The organism is Bartonella sp. ML70XJBT (genome assembly GCF_028618425.1).
Lineage (GTDB): Bacteria > Pseudomonadota > Alphaproteobacteria > Rhizobiales > Rhizobiaceae > Bartonella.
The window spans coordinates 150,778-174,299 of record NZ_JAQISX010000003.1 but is presented as its reverse complement, the minus strand read 5'-3'; the positions used below and the strand labels follow the sequence as shown (position 1 = coordinate 174,299).

Sequence of the window (23,522 nt, the reverse complement as noted above, 5' to 3'; positions counted from 1 at the left end):
AAGATGCAGTTCGAAATGATCTGAATATCAAACGCCGTCTTTTAACTGGAGAGAGCATATACCCCTCCTTCAACGAATAGCCCAAAGAGATCTGTGGCGGTGGACATGAAATTTTTCCATAAAGCTTATGATTTTAGCTGACGAGCATTATGAGTTACTAAAGCATCGTCATTTAATGATAAATTAGAATCAATGTCTACAGAAATGCCATTGGACAGCATAATATGCTACCCATAGAATGTGTTTAGTAACGCAAAACTGGACAATTTTATCCCATTGAAAATAAATAATAAATCGAGAAAAGACCTTTTTAGATAAGAACTCTGCTCATTGAGACAATTCGACTCTTTTGAGCAAAAAATCACGAAAGAAAGGTCTTTGCTCTATTATCATTCATATGCAAAAAAAGTCCGAGAAGCACAGGTTCCTTAAGGAAAAAACAAGAGAAATGAGAATAGTTGCACAAAGCTAAATGGTACTGCATGCGTTACATCGGTTCGAACGTTCTCATTTTTTCAGAAGTAAAATGCGCGCAAACCAACAGGAAATATTAATGTTCTCAGAAAGTGCTGCAAACCGCCCTGAGATCACTGCTAACTTTGAAGGCCCGCCAAGCGCCGCTTAAATTGGTCAGCCATTACAGCTAAACAGCGAGACACGCTTAGCATCACCGCGGCTCATAACTCTAGGCACCTTGTTAACATAATCTTTAGTAAAAAAGCCACAATAAGAATAAGGGTAGCGAATAAAGGTATATAGCTGTACGATAAAAACGATCCAACCACCCCCCCCAGTAAGGCGCCTAATGCACTTCCAAGATAATTACAAGAACCATTAAGCGCTAATACAGCATTACTATGTTGTGGTTGATAGGATAACAAACTATGCTGTTGCGGTGCCAAAGAAGCCCACCCTGTCATCCCCCAAACAAACAACGGGAAAAATAAAATGCTGTGCAAATATTGCGCGAAATACAACGAAAAAATCGCCATGGCCATGAGTGAAAGAAGCGCTAATAATAACAAAGGTGTACCTTTCGTTTTATCAATTAAATAACCGATAGAAAAACTCCCAATAACGCCACCCGCACCCCAAACCCAAAAAGCAGCAACCATGTCGAGATTAGGAACAGATCTTGCAATAATAGGGATCATATAAGTATATGCGCCTAAGCTCGCAACCGCTGTTAGAAGAGTAATAAAAACTGTAATAAAAACTCTTTTATCTGCTAAGACCCGTATTCTCTCTTTTACAGACGCTGGCGCAGCAATTGCAAGCCGTGGCAACCCCCGCCAAAGCCCAGCAAAAGCTATCATTGAAAATAAAACCACCAACCCAAAGCTGGAACGCCAGCTAAAATAATCGCTAATCAGCAAACCAAGCGGCACGCCTAACACTGTCCCACAACTCATACCACCAAGTGTCATGCCTAATGCGCGCCCTTTCTTCTCAGCACATACGAGATGCGTAGCAGCGACCATAGCTATAGGAGAAAACAAACCAGCCCCAAAGCCAGCAATAGCACGAGAGACAAGCAGCATCGGATAGTTGACAGAACACGCGCTTACACCATTAGCAACAAGGAAAACGAACAGTGCATAAAGCAGAGTTTTTCTTGCCTCTTTCATTGCAAAAAGCAGAGTAAAAAAAGGGGCAGAAAGCGCGTAACAGAATGTAAAAATTGTCACAGCTTGCCCTACCGCGGCTTCACTCAAATCAAAGCTGACGGCAATTTTGGGAAGAAGACCGGCAACAACATAAGCATCCAAACCTAATGCAAACATAGCCAGCGAGATAAAAAGAATTTTAAACATGGCAACCTTCTGACCTAAGAATTATGGTAATCAACAACCCTTTTTTGTCCCTTCACTGAAAAAATAGGCGCCCTGTAACGACCTGAATGACTATTTATGTCATTGAGCATTTTTTGTACAATATGATGCCCACAAGCAGTTACAATCGTTGATAAAATATCCTCAGCAAGTATTTGTTCATCTTGCACATCCATTTGCATTATTTTTAATAAAATTTTTTGGAAAATTTCTTGGTACAAGACTTGATACGCTGCCCCCCCCCCAAAAAAAACAAATTCTTGGCAATAAAGAACTGTTGAAAAACATAAAAAATAAACGAGGAACTCGTCATCCTGTTTGGAGATTTTGTACAACGCAATCACTTCAAAATCAAGATGCAGTTCGAAATGATCTGAATATCAAACGCCGTCTTTTAACTGGAGAGAACGTACACTTCTCCTTCAACGGATAGCCCAAAGAGATCTTTGGCGGTGGATATGAAATTTTTCCATAAAGCTTGTGATTTTAGCTGACGATCTTTATGAGTTACTAAGGCATCGTCATTTAATGACAAATTAGAATCAATGTTTACAGAAATGCCATTGGACAATATATACATGCTACCCATAGAATGTGTTTACTAACGTAAAACTGGACAATTTTATCCAATTGAAAATAAATAATAAATCGAGAAAAGATCTTTTTAGATAAGAATTCTTCTCATTGAGATAGTTCGGCTCTTTTGAGCAAAAAAATCACGAAAGAAAGGTCTTTGCTCTATTATCATTCATACGCAAAAAGGTCCGAGAAGCACAGGTTTCTTAAGCAAAAAACAAGAGAAATGAGAATGAGAACAGTTGTAAAAATGAAAATAGTACTGCACATGATACATCGGTGCTCACTTTCTACTCGTACAAAAGATCGACGAATCAAATTAAATATGTTTTGCAAATAAGCACGAACATTTTGCACCGCACTAGGTTTTATACAACTGCAGAAAATCTCCTTTATTCGACAGCAACTATCGCAGTCTCCCTAAAATGACCACGCTTTGGAATAACCACCTACCAAGCTATCCACTCGCAACTAAAGATTCACCATCAACCAGAAAGCACTTTATGACTAGACATGCTCCAACAAAGCACAATACCTAATAAGCAAAGCGATAAGCGCCATACGAATCGTCATTTTCTTCAAAAAATGATAATTTGAGACCGCGTTCGAATCCAATCTGACGCATTCATTATATCATAGCTCCCACATGCCGGCAGCATAAATTTGTCATTTAAGGATAAATCTAATGGGATAGACATATTTCTTACAAGAATACTATGCTCATAACAATTTGAACCAACGGCATCCGTTAAACTCAATTCACCGCTCATATCTCGAAAAGACAAAATTTGCGGCACTCTATTCTCGTGATACTGTGCAGATCGAGCACACGTCCCCAGAGCCAAGATTGTTATTAAGTCCGTACCCTTCCGCTCTTTTATAGAGCTCATATTTGAAAATAAATAACCATAATCTTCAGATATAACACGCCTAGGTTCAATAATTACCGTAAGCTTATGTAAATCACAACGCAATTGTGACAACGCCTCATAAACTTTACGAGGGTATTCGTCATTGACCCTCACGGCATTGCAGAACGCTGTGGAAGTCAGATATCCCCGCCTAGACTGATAAAACTTATCTGATCCTTCAATGCGTAAATATCCTTTCCAGCCTTAGTTAAAGTGGATACTCTTAACTCAGTCGAATTTGAATTAGAGCCCACATGCAAATGCACCCCATTAAGCCTCTTCCTATTGGACTAGCTAAGATAATGCGGCATTTAACTCCACCGCAGTCATACCAAAACGCGATCTATCCTCGTTTGCCAGTACATGACACAATCTCAATGAGATTTTAGGCAATATGTCAAAATGGCAGGCAAGAGCGATAATGTCATGTAATACGATAATATTATCACACTGGACATTTATATGTTTTCTAATAGATAATTCTATCTCTTCTCGAAGTTTTACAGGAATATTAAAAAGATATCTCTACTTTTAAAACCATCTTTTTGCGCTAATGATATTTCATGATCAGACGCAAATCCCAAGTCTCATCAACATAACAATAATGCCCCGTACATCCATTAAAAGACCCTGCTTTTTCTCGCTCTAGGCATTCATAGCCCGACCACGTAAAACAGGATACCACTTACAATATCAGATCATAAGATTGCAAGGGAACGTTCTTTTATAAAGAGACATTTTTTTATCTTTACATTGCCTCTTAAACAAGCTAGCCCGTTCATATAATTAAGTTATATGTGTAATACATATAACTTCTACAAAAGGAGGATTCATTATTTTACGTGATATTCTTTGGTAAGACACTCGGGCAATTGGATTACCCGTCATCCATCAATAATATATTGCGAGTTAAGAAATTGAGGGGGGGGGTAAGCTATGCAATTCGTGAATCATCCTTTTGTGAAGTTCAATCAACTCAAGCCGATTTACAACTTCACATATCCGCTATTTCGCACTCTTTCAAATAAATTTTACGATTATCTAGATTTTAATAAACCAGCGCAAAGTAAGCAGATTCCACAAGCGCATACCATTTCTCTTTATTTGCATATTCCCTTTTGCACAACCATCTGTTCCTTCTGTCCCTTTCAGAAAGGAGCCTACAAGCACGTTAAGCAAATCGAAGCTTATATGTCCGCGCTTACTACAGAGATCAGAACCAAAGGAAGTTTCATTCGCTCGCTTAGAGGTCCCATCCGTAGCATCTATATAGGGGGCGGCACATCCTCGCTCTTGTCCGCAGATAATATCCGACACATCGGAAAAGTATTGCATGACGAATTTGAGCTCTCTTCCTTAGCCGAGTTTACACTGGAAAGCGAACCGAAAAGCGTCACACGTGATAAACTTTATGCTGCCCGTGAGATCGGCGTTAACCGGATCAGCTTCGGTGTACAGAGTTTCATTGAGCGTTTCCGATCATTGTTTAACCTCACCTCAACACGTGAACAAATCAAAAATACCGTGGCTTGGTCACAAGAGATAATTGGACATGTCGGTTTCGACATACTATATGGTATGCACAGCCAGCGAGCCGAAGAACTATTATACGATTTGAAGCAAGCCAGCGAGCTTCACCCTGAAACCATCAACCTCTATGCAATCAACAATCTGGCTATCACGTCGCAACTGCATAAGTCTTACGCACAAAAAGGGCTAAAGCCATCCAGCCTACAACATAGACAGATGCTTCGCTTATTTAGCGACATCGTTATGCGCAGCTGCGGCTATGCGCCGTGTAATGGGCATTCCTATATCAAAATTGCCAATAACACTCCTCTAACGCTCGCTAAAACGAGTTCAGCTAATTATTTCCGCTATCACAAATATTTGCATGGTTATCATGACGATTATGTGGTTGGCTTCGGGGCGTCAGCAATGTCGATTCTCGGCTCACTCGTCACACGAGCCAATCCCAGTCGAAGCGGATACATTACCGACATACAACTTAAAGGCAAATCCAAACTATACTACAATTGGGTATCAGCGGAGCAACAAGCCTCCAAGGCTTTGTGTATGCGGCTACCTTATAACGGCTATGCCAACAAAGAAAGAATTGACTGGACCGCACTCCCCTCTTTTGTATACAATAACCTACAACAGCTCATAGACGCAGGTCTCATCGCAGAAAGTGATAACGATCTCCAGCTGACTCAGCTTGGTTGGCAATGGTATTCCAACCTCATGTATTTTCTTCTACCTCAAGCAGATAGGAATATCTTGGACGGCTATGTCGCAAACATGCTGAATACAACCGCCGTACTTGATGGACCAGCGGAAACCTGTGTGGCATCTCAAGGAGAAAAGAATGTTCACGCTTTTTGCCAATAGGAACATACGCTATTTTTGCCTAACCGTTAGTCTACTCGCCTTACTCAGCGGTGCTTTGCGCACTGCCATCCCGCTATTAGCAAGACAATCTGGATATGGCGTAGTCGGAGTAAGTTGGGCGCAAGGCCTCTTCTCATTAGCGTGGCCAATTTTCGGCATCCTTGCAGGCGTTTTACTTGATCGCTGCGACAAAATAAAACTTGCCACCTCGGCTCTCCTCATCTTCATGCTACTGCATATTATCCTGTTCGTACTGCTTATGATACAGATTGCTCCAGCCGAACAAATTTTCTTCTATGCAACCATTGCTGGATTCATCGTCGTTTCTGCCGAAGCTTACATCATGACAATTCCACCACTTATCATGGAAGGAGAACGATTGATGACCTTCTACTCAATTGTCTTGTTTTTAGATTTCGGTGTCTCCTATTTTCTTGCCCCAATCATAACAAGTAGTATTTTAGCGCATAGCACATTGCTATTTTTCGGCCTGTTAATCGTGCTTTTTATCACGTTGATTTTTACCGCTCGCCGTGCTGTTCCGACATCGCCAGCACTTGATAAAGAAAACATCTCTTTCCGTTATATCATTGCCGGCTTTCGTTTCATTTTTTCAAATCGGCATATCAGCTCCCTTACATTACTCACATTCTTTCTATCGGTAGTATTTGGAGCATTCCTAACCTCGTTCATCTTCTTCATTACCGACGGTCGGTATTTGGGCCTACATAGCAGCCAATATGGCGTGATGTTTGCAGCCTACGCGCTTGGTACAATGGCAGGTGCCCTCTTTGCGCCGCGTATACGCTATGCACCGGTACGCCTAGCTGTTCTCACTGACAGCTTAGGAACGGTTGCCTTGCTGCTGATTCCTGCCTTTTCAAAAAGTGTTCTCGTCGTATGGGGCGTTACCTTTATCGCTGGCGTTGGAGCAAGCTTATGGTTTATTGGTGTTACCGCCTTCAGGCAGCGTCTCACACCAAAGCAACTTCTCGGGCGAGCTAATTCTGCTTTTCGGGTGATAGGCTATGCTGGAATGCCGGTCGGAAGCTTTTTGGTCGGCGTCCTTGGTTCTTTTATATCATTGCAGTTTGCTGCCGCCTTTATCGCTGGACTCCTATTGGTAGCTATCGCGATAACGCTTCCATTTCTTTGGCAAGCTGATCATATAGACACACCCAACCCTGTCACGAGATAACAGCTGCTTTTTAACAAAGACACGGTCGGAAAAGGCACACATACCCTATGACGCAATCAATTGATCTGTTCTTTGGACGAGGAAATTATCACCATAATGGCTGATAGAGCTAAGGAGCACTATGGAAGCAGTGAAACAAGCACTAAAGGCAAAATAGCCCCTTTACGTTGATTGGGCGATGATCTCAACGCCCCTAATGAAGGCTGCAGAGAGCTTATAGCATACGGAGCGCAATTCTTAACTAAAAACTCCGCCCTAGCAATGCCCACTTATACCCCAGTTAATCCATCATCCACTATTATACTCATCGTTGTGCTTCTCCGTTACGCTTAGTATAAAATATGTCTATGAATATTTCTTTTGTATGTCGCAATTCCTTTTATCTCATTTATTTCTGTATCCTCTGCAAATTTACTTTCATGCAAAGTGTCGTATAAGCTGTTCTCTTTATTGTTTAAAGTTTCTTGTGCTTGTTTTATCTCTTTTCGCTTACGCAAATCAGCTAGATCAATTCGCATTACCACATTTTGACATTTTGCTTTTTTTGCCTTGCTTTGCAAGAGCAATAATTTCGCGGCCATAGTTGGCGTACTGTTTCGCGTAATTAAAGACGGCAATTTTCTATTTCTCTTTGTGCTTTATTATGGCACTTACAAACATTATCAATAAGCTTATCAATTGGCACAAAACCATCCCAAATATGGCTATATTCTGGTGCCTTTCATATTTATGACAAATTGAAGCACTGAATCGCCAATTTGACGATGTCACCATGGGTAATTTTAAAATTGCTCACATGCAGCATAGCCAAACACAATCTAGAAAAAAACTCAATAATGACGGTATCTGCCAACTATATGCCTAAGCTTGTTGTGACTATAAGCCTACTGCACACCCAACCTTACGGGTTCGCATCTTATGTCTCATCATAAGGTACACTTGCACACTCAAAAGCAGAAATTCTCTATTCCATTGAAAATAAATAAATCTAAAAAATACCTTTTTAGACAAGATCTATGCTCATTAAGACGCTTTGGCTTTTTTGAACAAAAAAAGGAAAAACACGAAAGAAAGGCTTTTTGTTCTGTTACTACTCACACGTAAAAAAGGCCAAGAAGTGCGGAGTTCTTAAAGGAAAAAAAGAAATGAGAATAGTTGCACAAAGGTAAATGGTACTGCACGCGATCCATCGGCGCTAACGTTCTCTTTAAAAACACACAGATCATTACAACCAGCTTCAAAAAACAGCCTCACCAATGAAGTACTCGCGAAAGGGTTGCGTTCACAACGCAACAATGACACACTGATTCCACAAGCGTGCTTCACATATTGTACGCGCAACCTGTACGGAGTCTGGCGCTCCTAAATACTCAGACGTAATGCTACTTACGTCGTACAGTGACCACAGTTACACCCTTAAACACCGGTTCCACTCCTATCATAATGCTTGACAAAAGCATCATGCCATCATAGCAACCGCTAGGGGTTCCACAACATCGTTCTACAAACTGTTGACGCATTGCCAAGCTTAAGAGTTTTTTTTTGGCTCACCTACGCCCATGAGACTATCACTCTCCTCTTTTTGAATCGTAAAACAAAATGATTTACCATGAGCGATAAACCATCTGCTCAAAGTCCAGCAAGCTTAAACTCATAGCATTCTAAACCTTTAGGCTTGCTCTGCCCCCAAGGGGGGATAGTCAGATATATTACTTCCGTCACGTATTCCGCGCTGGGACAAGAATCTGAAACTATGAGGCAACGCTGCATTTGTCTGCAGCGTTGTTGTTAGGTATAAGCTTCTATTGAAATAGTTCTAATGAGAAGCCCCACAGCTAATGATATAGGGATTAATTTGGCTTCTTTCGAAATGCTCTATATAAATTTAATGTGCCTCCCCAAAACACACCATCAGTGAACCCATTTAAAAGACCAAAAAGAAGGTTAAAATCAAATGCATGTTTCAAATCAGGTTTAACATTGAGAAAAACAATCAATGTGAATTTGATGACAAAAGCGATAAGAATAAATATCAGCGTCAACGGCGTACCAGGCCGAATAATTAAATCCGTTCCCTCTTTGATCTTTAAACGCGGAGTGGCACGCCAGAGCAACCAGCCAACGCCAATGCCGATCATCAGCCCCGCTAACATTGAGATTGCTCCCCAGAGCGGGAACGCCAGCTTGTTAATCACATCACTTCCGCCCAAAAAAAGAAAAACCACCGGCAAGAGAAAAAGGCGGTAAACCCCCATTTCCCTATCTTTCAATGCGATTATTCCCCACGCAATGAGAAAAATAAGCAACCCCCAGACCCATAAAGGGGTTCCGGTCAGAATGTTCAATAATGACATATTATGCTCCATAATGTTTATGCTCCATGATGTTTGACGCGATAAAAATATTGCATGATGTTAGGAAGATATTTAGAAAAAAGCATACCAGCACAAATTAAGCCCATAGTGCCCCACAAAAGCTTGGGGGGCCATGCAAAAAAAGCCACGAGAAGACCATTAGCAAAAAAGATGATAACCCAAATCCATGTAATATATTTATTGATAAGATAAAAGAGGATATGTTTGCGTTTTTCTTCAGAAACACCAGCAGGCGCATAAAAAATGGTAAAGGGTTTCTTTACCAGCAAGCTCATCAATGAAACCAGAGCAAGTGACAAATCGCAAAAAACTGTGGGGTAGTTCAGTAAAAGTGTAGACCATCCAGCGAAATAATTAACAAACAGGACAATAATTGTCAGAATGTTCGTAATCATCACGGGCTCCCCCTGTTGGACAATTTTAATATTCACAGCAATAATGGACAATAAAATCACAGTCAAGATGAGAAAGCGTTCGACCAGAGTTAAAATGTTTCTATTGATAACTCAGGTAAATACTCCACGGAATAAAAGAGATTATTATGTTAACATAGTGCATCCTCCTTGCAATAATGTGTTACCACCGCCTCAGATTTCCGGCTTCAGTCTCATAGAGGATAATAGAAAGGAGGACACTAGAAAGTTTTATGATAGCATATTTGCAGGCTCCCATATGCGCGGGGCCAGTGGTACACCCTCTCCCCAATTAGTGCAGAAATGACGTCGCTCTTGGTACTGGACGCGTTACGTCGGTGCTAGCCTTCTCTATTTTTTTTGCAGAACAGAAAGCGCGTATCAGGCTTTCTAGCCATACTTAGAGTACGCAAAGTTATTCATCACTCTACAACACCTTAAGCGCGCAATTTTATGTTTTGTATTAAAGGATTTTTGCTTTCAAAATATACGAACAACATCACACAAAGTAGAATAAACAAGCTGCCTCCAACATTAAACCAAACCTTGTCTGTAACCAGCACTGTTGCACCGAAACAGTTAACAATAGCATGGACAAAAAAAGGCGCACACGCATAAAATTTAGAGCGCGTAACAACACTACGATACGCCAAGCATGTATTGAAAATATGCATGAGTATGACGCTCATTAAAGCACACAAAAAAATAATCGCTTGCGTCCAGGAATAAAAAATTACATATTCACTGGCTAATAAGCTAGATCGAATAATCCAGCCATTATAAACAAGGAAAGGCCCTAGCGCCTTATAAACTAATTCGCATAAACCCCAGCCTATGCCAATATTCAGCGGCAAACGCCACAACAAACTAGGCGAGCACCGATAAAACTTAGTAACTAACCAACGACGCATGGCTTCTTCTGCTACAACAAAAAAAACCGTAAATGTTAAAAATAAAAAAACAAGCGCCAGCCCCTGCTCTGCACGACTCTTGGTTTCAACAATACTCATCATATAAAGCGTTTTTACTACAGATTGCTCCAAAAAAGCAACAAGCCCGCCAGCAATGCAGGTAGCAACAAACCATCCCACAGCACCAGCGACAACCAATTTGAACTTCAGAAAATGATGAAACACACATAGAAGAAAAACAACGCCAAGCACTTGCAGTAAACGTAAGGCATCAAGTTTATGTTCTGTTTCCGAGTAACGCCATACTAACAGAACAATCATCCCAAAAACTATGCCGCTCAACAGCACATTTATCCAACTAAATGTAGAGCGAAAAAATTTATAAATGACAGCGCCATAAATCAAGCCTGCGAGAAGCGAAGCAATAAATAAAACCAACATTATTATGCCCCCTCATTTACTACAGCGTAACTGCTATTTTTCTTCATGGATAATCTGTCTTGCACAAAATCATAAATTTGCCGCATAAGAGCAAACATAAGAATAGTAGCGATTGTATAATGCCCAATTGCAAGAAGTTCTGGCTCAGCTGCCCGCCATGAAAAGCGCGCCCAAGCCGCCAAGCATTGTAAAAGCAGGATAAGAACAAAAAAACGCCATTTCTTGTCAAGGCAAACCACAAGCATTAAGAAAGTTGATAAAAGACTCAGGCCTATAATAAACGCATAATATATTACCGTCTCAAGTAAAGAAAGTAAGGCGTCCCTATCAAGACTAAAGGCCCCTTTTAGGATTTTCACAGCTTCTGGTAGAGATGTAAGCAGTGCAAGCCCTATAGCAGCCCCCCAAATCCCCATTCCCACGCCCAGTGCTGCCTCTACACCATTGCCATTATCTTCTGCCACCCAATGAGAGAGCAAAAAAAACTGCATAATCGCCATGCCTATAGGGAATAGACTAACAGCAAAAACAATATTAGGCGTACTATAAGCAGAAAAATCTAAAATCAAACTGCCTATCATACGCATAAACCCGTATAGAAAAAAAACCAAAAGCACATAACAACCAGCGCTTGACCCAATAATTGCCTTCGTACCTTTAAACGCTTTAACCAAAGAGAGTAACCAGCGGTACCCCAATATAAGCGAAAGCGCCAAAACATAATAAGGAAAATAACTCGCAGCGCCATAAACATAAAGAAAAACAAGACACAAAACAACGAGCAAGAAAACCAAATGTTCAACCAATGTTTTTTTCTTCATCAAAGGAAAAATAATCAGCACCAGACAAAAAACGGCGCCGATAACAGATAATGTCAATTTGTCAAGCATTATTGTAAGCCTCAGAAATAGAATTTATTAATATTGCATAGCCTGAAGAAATGCCAAACATAGACAAAAGACCAACCGCAAAATGAATTACAAAAGGCAGATAGAAATAGGCCTTGCGCTTATCTTGGAAACCAAGATATATAAAGCGCGTATTTACAACATGCATCAATACAATCATGCCCGCGGCAATAAGATCGCTGATCGCTTGTGAACAAGATTCAAATGCGACATAGCCCACCATTTGTGGCGCCCTATCAACACGGTAATTCAAGTAAAGAAAAAGAGCTGGGAGGGTCTTATAGCATAAGTCTAGAACACCCCAGCCCAGCCCGAAATAAAGGACCTCACGCGCAGCTAATTCTGGCTTATATACGCGAAGCAAACACAAACGCAAAATCTCCGCAGTTAAAACTGATATCAAAAGGATAAAAAAGGGATAGCTTGCAGCAACCAAACTCATGTAATGCACCCCCTGCTGCTGGCTATTATTAGCAACAAACAAAGCAGGCAATGGCAACAAAGAACTCAAATATATAAAATCTGCCCCAATACACAAGGTAGCAACTGCACCACAGAACCCAAGAACTAAATATTTATATAAGTAGTGCTCGTGCAGAATTAAAAGCATGCCAAGATAACATACCAAAAGCAAAGATAAGTCTGGAAGCCTACTTTCACTATGTGGATAAGCGAAGATGATAGCGCAGGAAAGGCCAGCTAGCCCCCCAAAAATGACGCGCTCGCCCAACAAGCCATTGTTTTTAAGGACACCAGGGCTGGAACTTATCCCAAAACTAAGCAACATTCCAAAAATTAAGTCAGACATATAATTTCCTTAAAGCGCATTGCCCTCCCAAGCATATCAAGATATTATTGCAGGAGAGAAACTCCCTGCTAAGAGGCTGATAGCGTACCCCTTAGCAAGGCCTTTACCTTGTTAAAAAAGCCAGGTCAAACAACAATTTCACCACTTAGAGCGAACACAATCCTAACCAGCTTTAGCAATACCCGCGGCTGCTCCACGGACCCCGCCTACTATTGCGCCAGAAACTGCCCCTATTGGAGTGGCAGCTCTAGGCTTTAGGATAACCAAAGAACTATAGCCTCCTGTCTTCTCACTCAGTTTTCTTTTTAAACGGGTTAATCACGCTAAGCTTCACATTCTTTGATTTAATGTAACGCGCGCACATATAAACAACATACATCAAACAAATCCACATTATAACCATTCCATAGTTATCATCTGTATGAACAAACGCTACATAATAAGAAACAAAGAGGCTAAAAAACAGCTCTGCAAGAACATCAAGGACCAACCAATAATATTTCTTTGTAGTAACAAAGAGAACCATCAAAAATGTCAAAAAAACTTGGCCCGTTAGAATAGCGAAACCAAACACTGCATAATCAAACATTTTTTTTACTGCCTCCCTGTTTGCAAAACCTATCTGTTGATAGATTTCTCGAAGGTCTGATAAAAGCAGTGATGACACAAAAAAGACACCTATGGCAAACCCACAGCCAATGCAAATGCTTAAATCTAGCACTGACATAGATTTTTCCTTCAAAGCTTTAGCAATTAGGACATAGCGAGCCACCCCTATCATCAACGGAATAATGAAAAGCAGATAAATATAGCTCGAAAGCTGCAGATCAAAAAAATCTAACAGAACGCCATCACTCATAACAATAAAACCAGCTGCCATGAAAAAAATGAGGCAACTTGCAATAATGGCCAAACTAAAGCATTTTATATTGTTTACTATATTGGGTATAAATTCAATGCAAAAAGAAAGAAAGAACATGATTATAGGAACAGGAGGAGATGTTATCGGCACACCGACTATATACTCAAAGGCATACATGAGGGGAGGGGTAACCAATGCCGCCACTATGAATGCAACCATGCTCCTGTATAACATGCTTTTTCCATTAATAGCAATAGTTTTGAAGAATAGATACACGCCCCAAACCACAGACAAAAATAAACGAGCACTAAACAAAACGCGTCCATAGCTCCTCCTGTGCAATATTCCAAACATAAAGGTGGCACCTTTTACAGCACCACCATTCTAAGCTTTAAGATAACCCAAAGAACTACATCAAAAGTGCATCAACATCCCACACCTGAATGAGCAATAGATCGACCAAAAGACTGTATGCCACACTGGGCAGCAGCCACACCATAACCAACATAACCGCCTATGGTGTCTCCGAAATAACTGCCTAGACCTCCCCCAAAGCTTGCTGCGCTCATGGCATAACCAGAATTATGCGTAAACCATCCTCCTAGGGCAAAACCACCCAGAAAGCCAACCTTACCACCATACTGGCTACCAAATGCAGAACCAGAGTTATATTTGTTACTAAAATTATCGGCACTGCAATAATCGTGCGAACCACTTGAACTTCCCATTTATTTTCTCCAATTTAGTGTATAAATAAATCCTCCCAAGGTTACTTATACCCCGCGCCCGAACGGTTTCCTATAATCAGCCACCGAAACATCTCTGGAGATATGAATGCACTTTCATGCAAGTTCATATTTATAATATAGAGTTACAAAGTCAAGGATAATATGTCAAAAATATGGCATATTTTAGTAAATTTATGCTTACTTATTTTATGTATTTAAACTTAATAGTTTATATTATGAACAATAATAATGAAAGGCAAATAAGATTCTCTTGGTTTACAAAATATACTAAAAGTATATAAATACACTGATAGAGATATTTATTGTTACAATTGCAATCAGAATCATAGATTTAGTTAACCCATTTATATTTCAAGCGATTATTGATCGTATCATTCCGTTTTTAGCAAAATTTGAGAAAAATCATCCGCGCAAGGTCTCTGCTCCGTGACGGCTCACACGCAAAAAAAGCCCGCCAAGCACGGCTTTTAACCGCCTCACAAAACGCCAACAATAAGAATTAGAAAAGTTGTAACAAGATAAATGGTACGGTTGGTGGGATTTGAACCTACGACCTCTGGTGCCACAAACCAGCGCTCTAACCAACTGAGCTACAACCGCATAAAAAGCAAGTCTATCATAACTGCTCACGATTTTGTAAACATTTATTCTCTGCTTATGTGACATAAGGAAGATAAACAAAGTTTGCAAGCCCTTTAAAAAAAATCTCGCAATTTTTTGTGAAGAAAAAATGTTTTTTACAAAGGAAATTTTTACAAGGCAAATTTTACCCAATCTTCAACACTCTGATCACGATAGCTTTGTATGTTATCAATACCATCTTGCTGCATAAACTGCAAAATTTCTTTGAGAATATTTACAACAAGACTTGGTCCCTCATAAACCATCCCAGTATACAATTGTACCAAATCTGCGCCTGCTTTTACTTTTTCCAAAGCGGTTTCAGCATTCTTTACACCACCAACACCAATAATTGCAATGTCCTTCCCTAACTTTTGACGCATTTTTGCAAGCACAATAGTAGAAAGCTCAAAGAGTGGACGACCAGAAAGTCCCCCCTCTTCAGTACTTAAAAGGTTATTTTTAAGTCCTTGGCGTGAAAGAGTCGTATTGGAAACAACAAGACCATCAAAATCAGAATGCTTTATTTCTTCAGCAATATCATCCAATTCTTTTTCTGATAAATCTGGTGCAATTTTTAAAAAAAGTGGAATCGAAAATCCATGCTTTTTCTCTTGCTCCTTTCGCGCTTGTGAAATGGCATTCAACAAAAGATGCAAACTATCACGAGCCTGTAAATCACGTAAACCCGGTGTATTAGGAGAAGAAATATTAACCGTAAAATAATTCGCAACATCATAAAAATGAGCAATGCCAGCAGTATAATCGTCAATTTTGTTGATCGTATTCTTATTGGCTCCAATATTGATCCCTACAATACCAGTTTTTTGACATATCTGCAGTCTATCGTAAACAACTTGATGCCCGTCATTATTAAAACCCATTCTATTAATAATTGCTTCATCTTCTTTTAAACGAAAAAGCCGTGGTTTAGGATTGCCAATCTGAGGCTTTGGTGTCACTGTTCCAATTTCAGTAAAAGCAAATCCTAAACGAAAAATTTCATCCACAACCTCTGCATTTTTATCAAATCCCGCCGCAAGACCGATAAAATTTTCAAACTCAAGCCCTGCAATATTTACACACAATCGCTTATCAACAACCTTTTGACAACCATTTAATCCACTCTTCAGTCCGACAATCGCTAAACGGTGCGCATACTCTGGATCTAACATAAATAAAGCAGAACGGCCAATACAACGAAAAAAACTCATCAATCCTTCTCCACAACATAAAAATGATCCATCGCACCTCATATACACCTTTTAACATAAAAGATCGCTAAGAGAGCATATTATTCAAATAATATCCCACCCTTTCATAAGAAAACTTATCACATCATCGGCTTGCACACGAATTTTTACGGAACCTGAATAGAAAAATTTTTCTTTTTTTCACAATTGTTAGTAATTAAATATGTTTGTAAATCCTAAATCTTATAAAATGCAAAATACCCGTATGACGTATAAATTGAAACATCAGTGGCTCTTCAGCAAACCATGGCTTATCTCTTACAAGCAAGCTCATAATCCCTTTATAAAGAAAATGATCTCTATTCCCTAAACTCCTTTGTATAATATCATTTTCAACAGAAATAAAAGTTGCTCCATAAAGCTGTTTTTCTCCTAGCATTGAGAGTCCACAGTTCGTAAAATCATTCTTATATTCATACCATTGTTACGCCATTTAGCAGCGTGGTATTCAACCGTTTGTAATATATTAATAAAACTTTGAAGAATCCGCGTTGTTACCATTACTGGTGCACAAAATACAGTTTTTCATCTATAGATGCTTGATCTAACATACAGTCTAAGTAATGACAGTTGATCATTAAACACACACTTATCGTACTAGCGCTTTGCAAACGAAAATGATCTTGTAAAACCTATATCTTTCATATCTATAAACTGATAAAATGTGACTCCAATGGGAGGCAAACCCTTCATATAAAGCAGAACGCCATTGGGTTTCTCATTCTTTCTTTAAAGAAATATTTCTTAATGCTCTTCAACCCATTTCACGACAGCATCCGTGAATGGATATAACGATAAAGCCCCAATAAAATATATAAAACTTATAGAGCACAACTATCTTTACATTTATGGTACAACAAGCCAGCACTATCACATATTTTTCTCATTCTAAATGTTTCTACAACTCTTAGCACTTGAGATGATTGATAAGAGGCATTTTTATTTATTTCTTTCGTGCTTTTTACCAACACACCAGCCCTGTTTATGACATTCAAGCATGTGATTTTATTTGATTCAATGAGAGAGAGCTGTAATGAGAAAATCTTACGATATTCTACGTTATGATTTAAGTTAAAATGGATGATTTATCATTATAAATCAATGTGTTATCTTCTGTTAAAATTATGATCATTGTCAACCTATGCAATAAAATACAAATAGCTTTTAGATAAGCTTACGCTCCTCATTTCTCTAGCACTTGCTGAGTTAAGAGGAGGTAAACTATAAGTTTTATGTCCGCTTCATCAATCCATTTTCTCATCAGAGCTGAAATATAATTTTTTTATTCTCAATTCTCTTTTTACACCAATATATAATACTGACATTCACGAATCTTCCTGAAAGAAGATACAGTTTTTATCAAAAAAGCTCCTCTATGAGAGATATGTATATTCAAATAGAATCCATCGAGCTCTTTATTAAGCTTCATAAAGTTATTGGAAAATAATATGAATGTTGTAGTATAATCCTAAAGATAAAATCTGCCCTTTCCTTTTTCATCAAAAGCGGTAAGTAAATTACCGTATATCACTTACATAAAGGGGAAACCGCAATGCTTAAAGAATTCAAAGAATTTGCCCTAAAAGGTAATATGATTGATCTTGCTATTGGTGTGATTATCGGGGGCGCTTTTGGTAGCTTGGTCAATTCAGTGGTCAATGATATTTTTATGCCAATCATTGGGCTTGTTACAGGTGGAATTGATTTTTCTAATATGTTTATTCAACTTGCTGGCGAAAAACAAGCGACTTTGAGTGCCGCCAAAGCAGCGGGAGCAACTATTAGCTATGGGCACTTTATAACTTTATTGATCAATTTTCTCATTATTGCTTGGGTTCTTTTTTTCTTCGTTAAAGCTATGAATAAAATCCGTAGAAAAGAAGAAGGAGAAAAAACCCAAAAAAACTCTTCAGAAGAACAACTTTTAACAGAAATTAGAGACCTTCTAGCTAAGAAAAAGTAAATTTATACAAGATTTATATCATGGAACATTTATATCATGGAACGTGAGGAAAAAACATTTCCACAGTCGTTCCATGATTGGGTTTTGAAAACAATAAAAATTCTCCCCCACTTTCTTCCACCATTGCCTTACACATGGGAAGTCCTAAGCCTGTACCCATAAAAGCACTGTCACCAGATCGACCATCTTTGCGCTCTACTTGACCATAAGGTTGTAGGGCTTGTACAATCTCTTCTTCGCTCATTCCTATACCATTATCACTCACTGAAATTTTTACGCGTTCTTTTCTATAAGAAACATGAATAACAATCTGACCACCCAGGGGAGTAAAACGAATAGCATTGGAAAGAAGATTCCATATAATCTGGCGAAACATTTGTTGTGATACAGGAATAAATGGAACATGTGGTGGAGCAACAATGCGCATGATAATGCCATTATGATTGGCTTGAGTTTCAAGAAAAGCTATCGTCGCACGTAAACAGGATATTACATCAAATGTTTCAGAAATAAGGGAAAAATTACTCTGGCTATTGGAACCAGAGTAATTGATCTTTGAACATTCTAGTAATTGGTTAATGAGTGATAATATATGTTTTCCAGAGGAGATAATATCACGTAAATATCCATGATAACGCTCATTTTCTATCGAACCAAAACGCCCCTCTCTCATAATTTCTGCAAAACCAATAAGAGCATTCAAAGGTGTCCGTATTTCATGAACAACTCCAACGATTTTATTCTCTTCTGCTTTTTTTTCTTCTGATAGAACTTTTTTTGTTATGTCACGTAACATAACAGCATAATTGCCTTGCTGTGCCAAAAATACAATCGTTATAAAAACAGTTCTATTTTTATGACTTTTCGTCATTAAATCAGCTGTTTCACTGCATTTTAAAACCTGGTTTTTTTTCTTCATACGAATTAATTTAAAATATTTTTCAACCAAAAATCGGCTTGGCAAAGTAAAGAGTGAAGAGAGTGATTGTCCTCGTAGTTCATTTATTTCATAACCCATTAACGCTAAAGCAGCCTTACTTGCTGATTGAATAAAGCCCTGTTCATCTAACCATAAAACACCATCTGTTGCTGTATCCAACAATGATAAAACTGCAGCGGGTTCTTTTATGGGCACTCGTTCGATAGCATTTACTGGCAATGTTTGTGGATGTGGTAACTGAATGGCCGTTTCTTCAACAAAATTTTCTCCTTTTACTGATGGATTCAATTCATCACGTAATTGCTCTGCAATCTCACGAAAAGCTGAGCGCTCTATCTCCGTAAGGTGCGGCATTTCCGTCGCTAGCTTTCCACTTCTTTTTTCTTGAACTTTTTCTTGTATTTTTAAAATACCAAAACCACGAAATCCCTTAAGTTGCTTTTTAACATCAAAAATTGGCAAAGCCGACAATTCAACATCAAGCCATTTTGAGCAACCATCAACGGGCCATTGAACAATCTCTTTACTCCACGGCATAGCTGCTTCAATAAAACGACTGAGAACCTGATATCGATCATCATTAAATTGATGAGCAAGCTCATGAAAACTAAATCCTAGAATAGAGGAAGAGAGAGGACCAACAACTTCAGCTAACTCTTTTGAAACTTCACAAAATAAACCATTGTGATCGATTTTCCACGTAAAAGGCCTAGGCAAAAGCTCTGGTGTAAAACAAAAAGCTTCTTGCTTACATTCTAATCCTCTTTTACTTAACTCATCTGCTTTTAATGACATAACTAAAACTAGAAAGTGTTGGATTAACTCTCAAATGAATAATGCTAATTTATTTAAAAATAGCTGCTCTCGTTAAAAACTTGGTATCCCATTATCAATTATCTGTAGCAAAATTTTGACTGTTTCACCAACAAAACAAGAGTAAAAAAATCTTCCAACACTGTTACTTATTCCCCTATTATTGAATAAAGCTTGTTACAAAGAAAAATTCCCTCACATAAAATAGTAACTCCCAAAAGAATGTACTTATTTCGTGCATTCATAAGCCTGTCTTAAAGAAATAACTTGTTCAAAGATTATTTTATGACGGAATCAGCAAATGTTGTAATGTAAAGACCTCATAAAGGATATCGCAGCATTATGATTTACCTTTTTATCTTTCTAAAAGAGATCGCTCGCACTATTATTATACTCGTCCAGTGCATAATATAGCCATAGCTCTTGTGTTTGAAAATATTCATAAAAGGTATTTTTGTTCCTTTTAAATATTTTTTATCCTCCACCGCTTCTACTATGATGTACAAAAAACGATTTTGATTGTTTCAATATAAACAGACTTGAGACGAGAAAAGTTTACGATACTTGAAACTTTTACTTAATAGGAATAAAGATAATTTATTTTTATAATTCAATATATTGTATTATCCACTACCTGAAACTAACAAATTTTTTAAATAAAATTTCCTGTCACAACACCTTATCTTGCGCCAAAACATCAAATAATCATAAACTCAGCGTAATGTTTTAAAGCATCCCAGATCTTTAGGGACTCTTCTTATGATGTTTTCCAGAATACTTCAAAGACTCTTTTTTCATCAAAACCACTATAGAAAAAAATAAAACACGCATTCGCTCTTTAAATAATGACTATCTAACATTTAAAAGTCGCATATTTTTAAATATGTTCGTTTATTTTCCTTCATTGAGTAAAATTTCACGCTTTCCAACGTGATTGGCGGCCCCCACAATGCCTTTTTCTTCCATACGCTCAACAAGAGAAGCTGCTTTATTATAACCGATTGAAAGACGGCGCTGAATATAAGATGTTGAACATTTTTTATCACGCATAACAATCTTTACAGCTTGGTTATAGAGTCTCTCACTCTCTTCATCAAAATTTTCTTCCTCAAGAGTTTCAGCCGTTGAATCAGTAGAAATATCCTTATTGCTTTCATCTTCATTATCTGTGACCGTTGCTAAATAATCAGGTTTTCCTTGCATTTTAAGATGAGCAACAATCGATTCAACTTCTTCATCACAGACAAAAGGTCCATGAACGCGTACAATGCGCCCCCCACCTGCCATATGAAGCATATCTCCTTGACCTAAAAGCGTTTCAGCCCCTTGTTCGCCTAAAATCGTACGACTATCAATTTTTGATGTAACCTGAAAAGAAATGCGGGTAGGAAAGTTTGCTTTAATTGTCCCCGTGATAACGTCAACAGAAGGACGCTGCGTTGCCATAATCAGATGGATACCCGCCGCACGCGCCATTTGTGCTAAACGCTGAATGGCATTCTCAATTTCTTTTCCTGCCACCATCATAAGATCAGCCATCTCATCAACAATCACGACAATATAAGGAAGCTGTGTAAGATCCATGGCTTCTTCATGATAAAGCATTTCCCCTGTTTCTTTATCAAAACCCGACTGTACAGTACACATGATCGTTTCGCCTTTTTGAGCCGCAAGTGCAACGCGTGCATTAAAACCATCAATATTACGCACACCTAATTTCGCCATTTTGCGATAACGCTCTTCCATTTCTCGAACCGCCCATTTTAAAGCGGTGACCGCTTTTTTAGGATCTGTTACAACAGGTGTTAAAAGATGTGGAATGCCATCATAAACAGAAAGCTCTAACATTTTAGGATCAACCATGATCAAACGACACTGCTGGGGCGTCATCCGATAAAGAATCGACAAAATCATTGTATTAATTGCAACAGATTTTCCTGATCCAGTTGTTCCTGCAACCAATAAATGAGGCATTTTTGCTAATTCTGCAATAACAGGCTCACCATTAATCCCTTTCCCCAAAGCAAGAGCAAGCTTAAATTCACTTTCACGAAAAGAACGCGTTTGGATTAATTCCCGTAAATAAACAGTTTCACGAACCGCATTAGGCAACTCAATCCCAATAACATTCCGTCCAGGAATGACAGCAACGCGTGTGGAAATAGCAGACATAGAACGTGCAATATCATCAGAAAGATTAATAACACGCGATGACTTTACACCCGCAGCAGGCTCAAATTCATACATTGTTACAACTGGCCCCGGATGAACATGGATAACTTCACCCTTAATGCCAAAATCTTCCAAAACACTTTCCAAAAGTCCAGCACCACGTTCTAATGTTTCCTGAGAAATCACCGTCCCTTCATGGAAAACAGGTTTCTGTAGTAAACTAATCGGAGGAAACTCATAAACATCACAGTCAATAGATTGAATATTTTTCATAAAAGAAGAATTATGATTGCCTAAGGGCGCGCGGGTAGATTGCAATGTTTTCGTTTTGTCGCTTGCTTGCATAACAGACAACTCTTTTGAATTCTTTATGACATCCTTTGTTTGGCAATCGATAGCATTATGGGCAACAGTATTATGGGGTCCCTCCGTCTCTATAGTATCCCCAGTGTTACTTAATACCTCAGTATCATTTAACATATGAGTGGAATCTTCAACAGAAAGCTTAGAATGATACTCTTTAGGTTCCTTTATAGGATCATTACTCGTATTCATTAAATCAGAAATTTGCTCAACGCCTTTCATCCTTTCCGTTGGAGATTCTGATGTAATTGAATCATAGAGTTGCGGAAAGCGGTATTCAAGAACACGGTAAAGAGCCGTTATTGAGTCATCAAAGGTAGAAGGGATATCAAGTGTATCAGGTGTCATTTCATTTGTTATATCAACCGGTGTATCATCCTCTTTTGAAGTTTGAGTATCCACAGGTTCAAATATCAAAGGCCCACACTCAAAAAATGCATCATCAGAAAGGTGTAGAGAAGGCTTTATTTTTTGTAGCTCATTTTTCACGTATAATTCATACTCTGGTTTATCTTCTTCAAGGAAAATATTGGCTGATTGTATGCTAATAGCTTGCTGTGACAACTGCTTTAAAACTGTTGAATGACAAACTGAGGTTTTATTCTCTATCGATTGGGGATTAATGACTTTTTTTGTCGATGTAATATTTGTTGTTTTCTTGTTAGAATGCATAATCTCTGTAGTTTTTTTTCGATTTTGATTCGTAAAAGTTTTAAACTGTTTTGCAAAAACTGGATCTGCTTCTATACGACGACGTAAAATCTCAACTTCTGGGGTTCGTGTAAAACGGACATTTTTTCCGAGGGTAAACGCCTTTTTCCACACTTCCGGATAAGGAAATATCTCTGTAATTTTAATAGATAAATCTTCTCTTGATGCACCTTTCGTACCATCACCAGACCAAGAAGATGTAGAAATAGATTTTGTTTTCGAATTATGCATGGGCACCCAACAAATTTATAGCAATGAAAAAAAATGACCTTTTCAAAAAGAATTTATAGAAGCTATCATATGAAGGTTAA

The 23,522-nt window shown here is 38.6% G+C and carries 18 protein-coding genes and 1 tRNA gene; 3 read left to right on the top strand and 16 right to left on the bottom strand.

All coding sequences use genetic code 11. The features are described from left to right. Positions 1 to 677 precede the first annotated feature (677 nt). The 3 genes from PVV65_RS02565 to PVV65_RS02555 form a co-directional block, all read right to left on the bottom strand. The gene (locus PVV65_RS02565; RefSeq protein WP_273754840.1) at positions 678 to 1,814 is read right to left on the bottom strand and encodes an MFS transporter; all 1,137 of its coding nucleotides are present in this window, start codon (positions 1,812 to 1,814) and stop codon (positions 678 to 680) included. Between the two features lie 14 nt (positions 1,815 to 1,828). Then, a complete protein-coding gene (locus tag PVV65_RS02560) occupies positions 1,829 to 2,053 on the bottom strand; it encodes a hypothetical protein (protein WP_273789098.1) in 225 nt (74 codons plus the stop codon). 933 nt (positions 2,054 to 2,986) lie between these two features. Beyond that, a complete protein-coding gene (locus PVV65_RS02555; protein WP_273789097.1) occupies positions 2,987 to 3,433 on the bottom strand; it encodes a hypothetical protein in 447 nt (148 codons plus the stop codon). 822 nt (positions 3,434 to 4,255) lie between these two features. Here PVV65_RS02555 and PVV65_RS02550 point away from each other — a divergent pair. Both PVV65_RS02550 and PVV65_RS02545 read left to right on the top strand, forming a co-directional pair. Beyond that, positions 4,256 to 5,710 (top strand): coproporphyrinogen-III oxidase family protein, encoded by a 1,455-nt coding sequence (locus tag PVV65_RS02550; protein ID WP_273789096.1) that lies wholly within the window; start codon positions 4,256 to 4,258, stop codon positions 5,708 to 5,710. Next, on the top strand, positions 5,688 to 6,908 hold the full coding sequence (locus tag PVV65_RS02545; RefSeq protein ID WP_273789095.1) for an MFS transporter: 1,221 nt from the start codon (positions 5,688 to 5,690) through the stop codon (positions 6,906 to 6,908). The genes PVV65_RS02550 and PVV65_RS02545 overlap by 23 nt, the downstream gene beginning before the upstream one ends. 329 nt (positions 6,909 to 7,237) lie before the next feature. Here the strand turns inward: PVV65_RS02545 and PVV65_RS02540 are convergent, their stop codons facing one another. From PVV65_RS02540 to PVV65_RS02490, 11 genes are all read right to left on the bottom strand, one after another. Further along, a complete protein-coding gene (locus PVV65_RS02540; RefSeq protein ID WP_273789094.1) occupies positions 7,238 to 7,489 on the bottom strand; it encodes a hypothetical protein in 252 nt (83 codons plus the stop codon). 801 nt (positions 7,490 to 8,290) lie between these two features. Beyond that, positions 8,291 to 8,428, bottom strand: a complete 138-nt coding sequence (locus tag PVV65_RS02535) for a hypothetical protein (RefSeq protein WP_273789093.1) — start codon at positions 8,426 to 8,428, stop codon at positions 8,291 to 8,293. 330 nt (positions 8,429 to 8,758) lie between these two features. After that, positions 8,759 to 9,262, bottom strand: a complete 504-nt coding sequence (locus tag PVV65_RS02530; RefSeq protein ID WP_273789092.1) for a DUF6622 family protein — start codon at positions 9,260 to 9,262, stop codon at positions 8,759 to 8,761. Between the two features lie 17 nt (positions 9,263 to 9,279). After that, on the bottom strand, positions 9,280 to 9,678 hold the full coding sequence (locus tag PVV65_RS02525; RefSeq protein WP_273789091.1) for a hypothetical protein: 399 nt from the start codon (positions 9,676 to 9,678) through the stop codon (positions 9,280 to 9,282). A gap of 455 nt (positions 9,679 to 10,133) precedes the next feature. After that, the gene (locus PVV65_RS02520) at positions 10,134 to 11,048 is read right to left on the bottom strand and encodes a hypothetical protein (RefSeq protein ID WP_273789090.1); all 915 of its coding nucleotides are present in this window, start codon (positions 11,046 to 11,048) and stop codon (positions 10,134 to 10,136) included. A gap of 2 nt (positions 11,049 to 11,050) precedes the next feature. Beyond that, a complete protein-coding gene (locus tag PVV65_RS02515; RefSeq protein WP_273789089.1) occupies positions 11,051 to 11,938 on the bottom strand; it encodes a hypothetical protein in 888 nt (295 codons plus the stop codon). Continuing rightward, entirely contained in the window at positions 11,931 to 12,764 is an 834-nt protein-coding gene (locus tag PVV65_RS02510) for a hypothetical protein (protein ID WP_273789088.1), read from the bottom strand. The genes PVV65_RS02515 and PVV65_RS02510 overlap by 8 nt, the downstream gene beginning before the upstream one ends. Positions 12,765 to 13,053: 289 nt before the next feature. After that, positions 13,054 to 13,941: a hypothetical protein gene (locus PVV65_RS02505; RefSeq protein ID WP_273789087.1), complete on the bottom strand. Its 888-nt coding sequence runs from the start codon at positions 13,939 to 13,941 to the stop codon at positions 13,054 to 13,056. Between the two features lie 110 nt (positions 13,942 to 14,051). Next, complete coding sequence (locus PVV65_RS02500) at positions 14,052 to 14,354, bottom strand: hypothetical protein (RefSeq protein WP_273789086.1); 303 nt, start codon at positions 14,352 to 14,354, stop codon at positions 14,052 to 14,054. 544 nt (positions 14,355 to 14,898) lie between these two features. Then, positions 14,899 to 14,975: transfer RNA gene (locus PVV65_RS02495), tRNA-His, on the bottom strand. A 152-nt stretch (positions 14,976 to 15,127) separates the two neighbouring features. Then, positions 15,128 to 16,210: a quinone-dependent dihydroorotate dehydrogenase gene (locus PVV65_RS02490; RefSeq protein WP_273789085.1), complete on the bottom strand. Its 1,083-nt coding sequence runs from the start codon at positions 16,208 to 16,210 to the stop codon at positions 15,128 to 15,130. A 1,591-nt stretch (positions 16,211 to 17,801) separates the two neighbouring features. On the opposite strand from PVV65_RS02490, the gene mscL reads away from it, so the two are divergent. After that, positions 17,802 to 18,212, top strand: coding sequence for a large conductance mechanosensitive channel protein MscL (mscL, locus tag PVV65_RS02485; RefSeq protein ID WP_273789084.1), 411 nt, complete (start codon positions 17,802 to 17,804; stop codon positions 18,210 to 18,212). Positions 18,213 to 18,246: 34 nt separating this feature from the next. On the opposite strand, the gene PVV65_RS02480 is transcribed toward mscL, so the two are convergent. Then, complete coding sequence (locus tag PVV65_RS02480; RefSeq protein WP_273789083.1) at positions 18,247 to 19,947, bottom strand: PAS domain-containing sensor histidine kinase; 1,701 nt, start codon at positions 19,945 to 19,947, stop codon at positions 18,247 to 18,249. A 909-nt stretch (positions 19,948 to 20,856) separates the two neighbouring features. Then, on the bottom strand, positions 20,857 to 23,442 hold the full coding sequence (locus PVV65_RS02475; protein WP_273789082.1) for a DNA translocase FtsK: 2,586 nt from the start codon (positions 23,440 to 23,442) through the stop codon (positions 20,857 to 20,859). Positions 23,443 to 23,522 lie beyond the last annotated feature (80 nt).

What these genes read in the sequence shown, in the direction of transcription:
- PVV65_RS02565 (WP_273754840.1), bottom strand. Translation starts at nt 1,814, where the DNA reads ATGTTTAAAATTCTTTTTATCTCGCTGGCTATGTTTGCATTAGGTTTG.
- PVV65_RS02550 (WP_273789096.1), top strand. Translation starts at nt 4,256, where the DNA reads ATGCAATTCGTGAATCATCCTTTTGTGAAGTTCAATCAACTCAAGCCG.
- PVV65_RS02545 (WP_273789095.1), top strand. Translation starts at nt 5,688, where the DNA reads ATGTTCACGCTTTTTGCCAATAGGAACATACGCTATTTTTGCCTAACC.
- PVV65_RS02540 (WP_273789094.1), bottom strand. Translation starts at nt 7,489, where the DNA reads ATGGCCGCGAAATTATTGCTCTTGCAAAGCAAGGCAAAAAAAGCAAAA.
- PVV65_RS02535 (WP_273789093.1), bottom strand. Translation starts at nt 8,428, where the DNA reads ATGCGTCAACAGTTTGTAGAACGATGTTGTGGAACCCCTAGCGGTTGC.
- PVV65_RS02530 (WP_273789092.1), bottom strand. Translation starts at nt 9,262, where the DNA reads ATGTCATTATTGAACATTCTGACCGGAACCCCTTTATGGGTCTGGGGG.
- PVV65_RS02525 (WP_273789091.1), bottom strand. Translation starts at nt 9,678, where the DNA reads ATGATTACGAACATTCTGACAATTATTGTCCTGTTTGTTAATTATTTC.
- PVV65_RS02520 (WP_273789090.1), bottom strand. Translation starts at nt 11,048, where the DNA reads ATGTTGGTTTTATTTATTGCTTCGCTTCTCGCAGGCTTGATTTATGGC.
- PVV65_RS02515 (WP_273789089.1), bottom strand. Translation starts at nt 11,938, where the DNA reads ATGCTTGACAAATTGACATTATCTGTTATCGGCGCCGTTTTTTGTCTG.
- PVV65_RS02510 (WP_273789088.1), bottom strand. Translation starts at nt 12,764, where the DNA reads ATGTCTGACTTAATTTTTGGAATGTTGCTTAGTTTTGGGATAAGTTCC.
- PVV65_RS02500 (WP_273789086.1), bottom strand. Translation starts at nt 14,354, where the DNA reads ATGGGAAGTTCAAGTGGTTCGCACGATTATTGCAGTGCCGATAATTTT.
- PVV65_RS02490 (WP_273789085.1), bottom strand. Translation starts at nt 16,210, where the DNA reads ATGAGTTTTTTTCGTTGTATTGGCCGTTCTGCTTTATTTATGTTAGAT.
- mscL (WP_273789084.1), top strand. Translation starts at nt 17,802, where the DNA reads ATGCTTAAAGAATTCAAAGAATTTGCCCTAAAAGGTAATATGATTGAT.
- PVV65_RS02480 (WP_273789083.1), bottom strand. Translation starts at nt 19,947, where the DNA reads ATGTCATTAAAAGCAGATGAGTTAAGTAAAAGAGGATTAGAATGTAAG.
- PVV65_RS02475 (WP_273789082.1), bottom strand. Translation starts at nt 23,442, where the DNA reads ATGCATAATTCGAAAACAAAATCTATTTCTACATCTTCTTGGTCTGGT.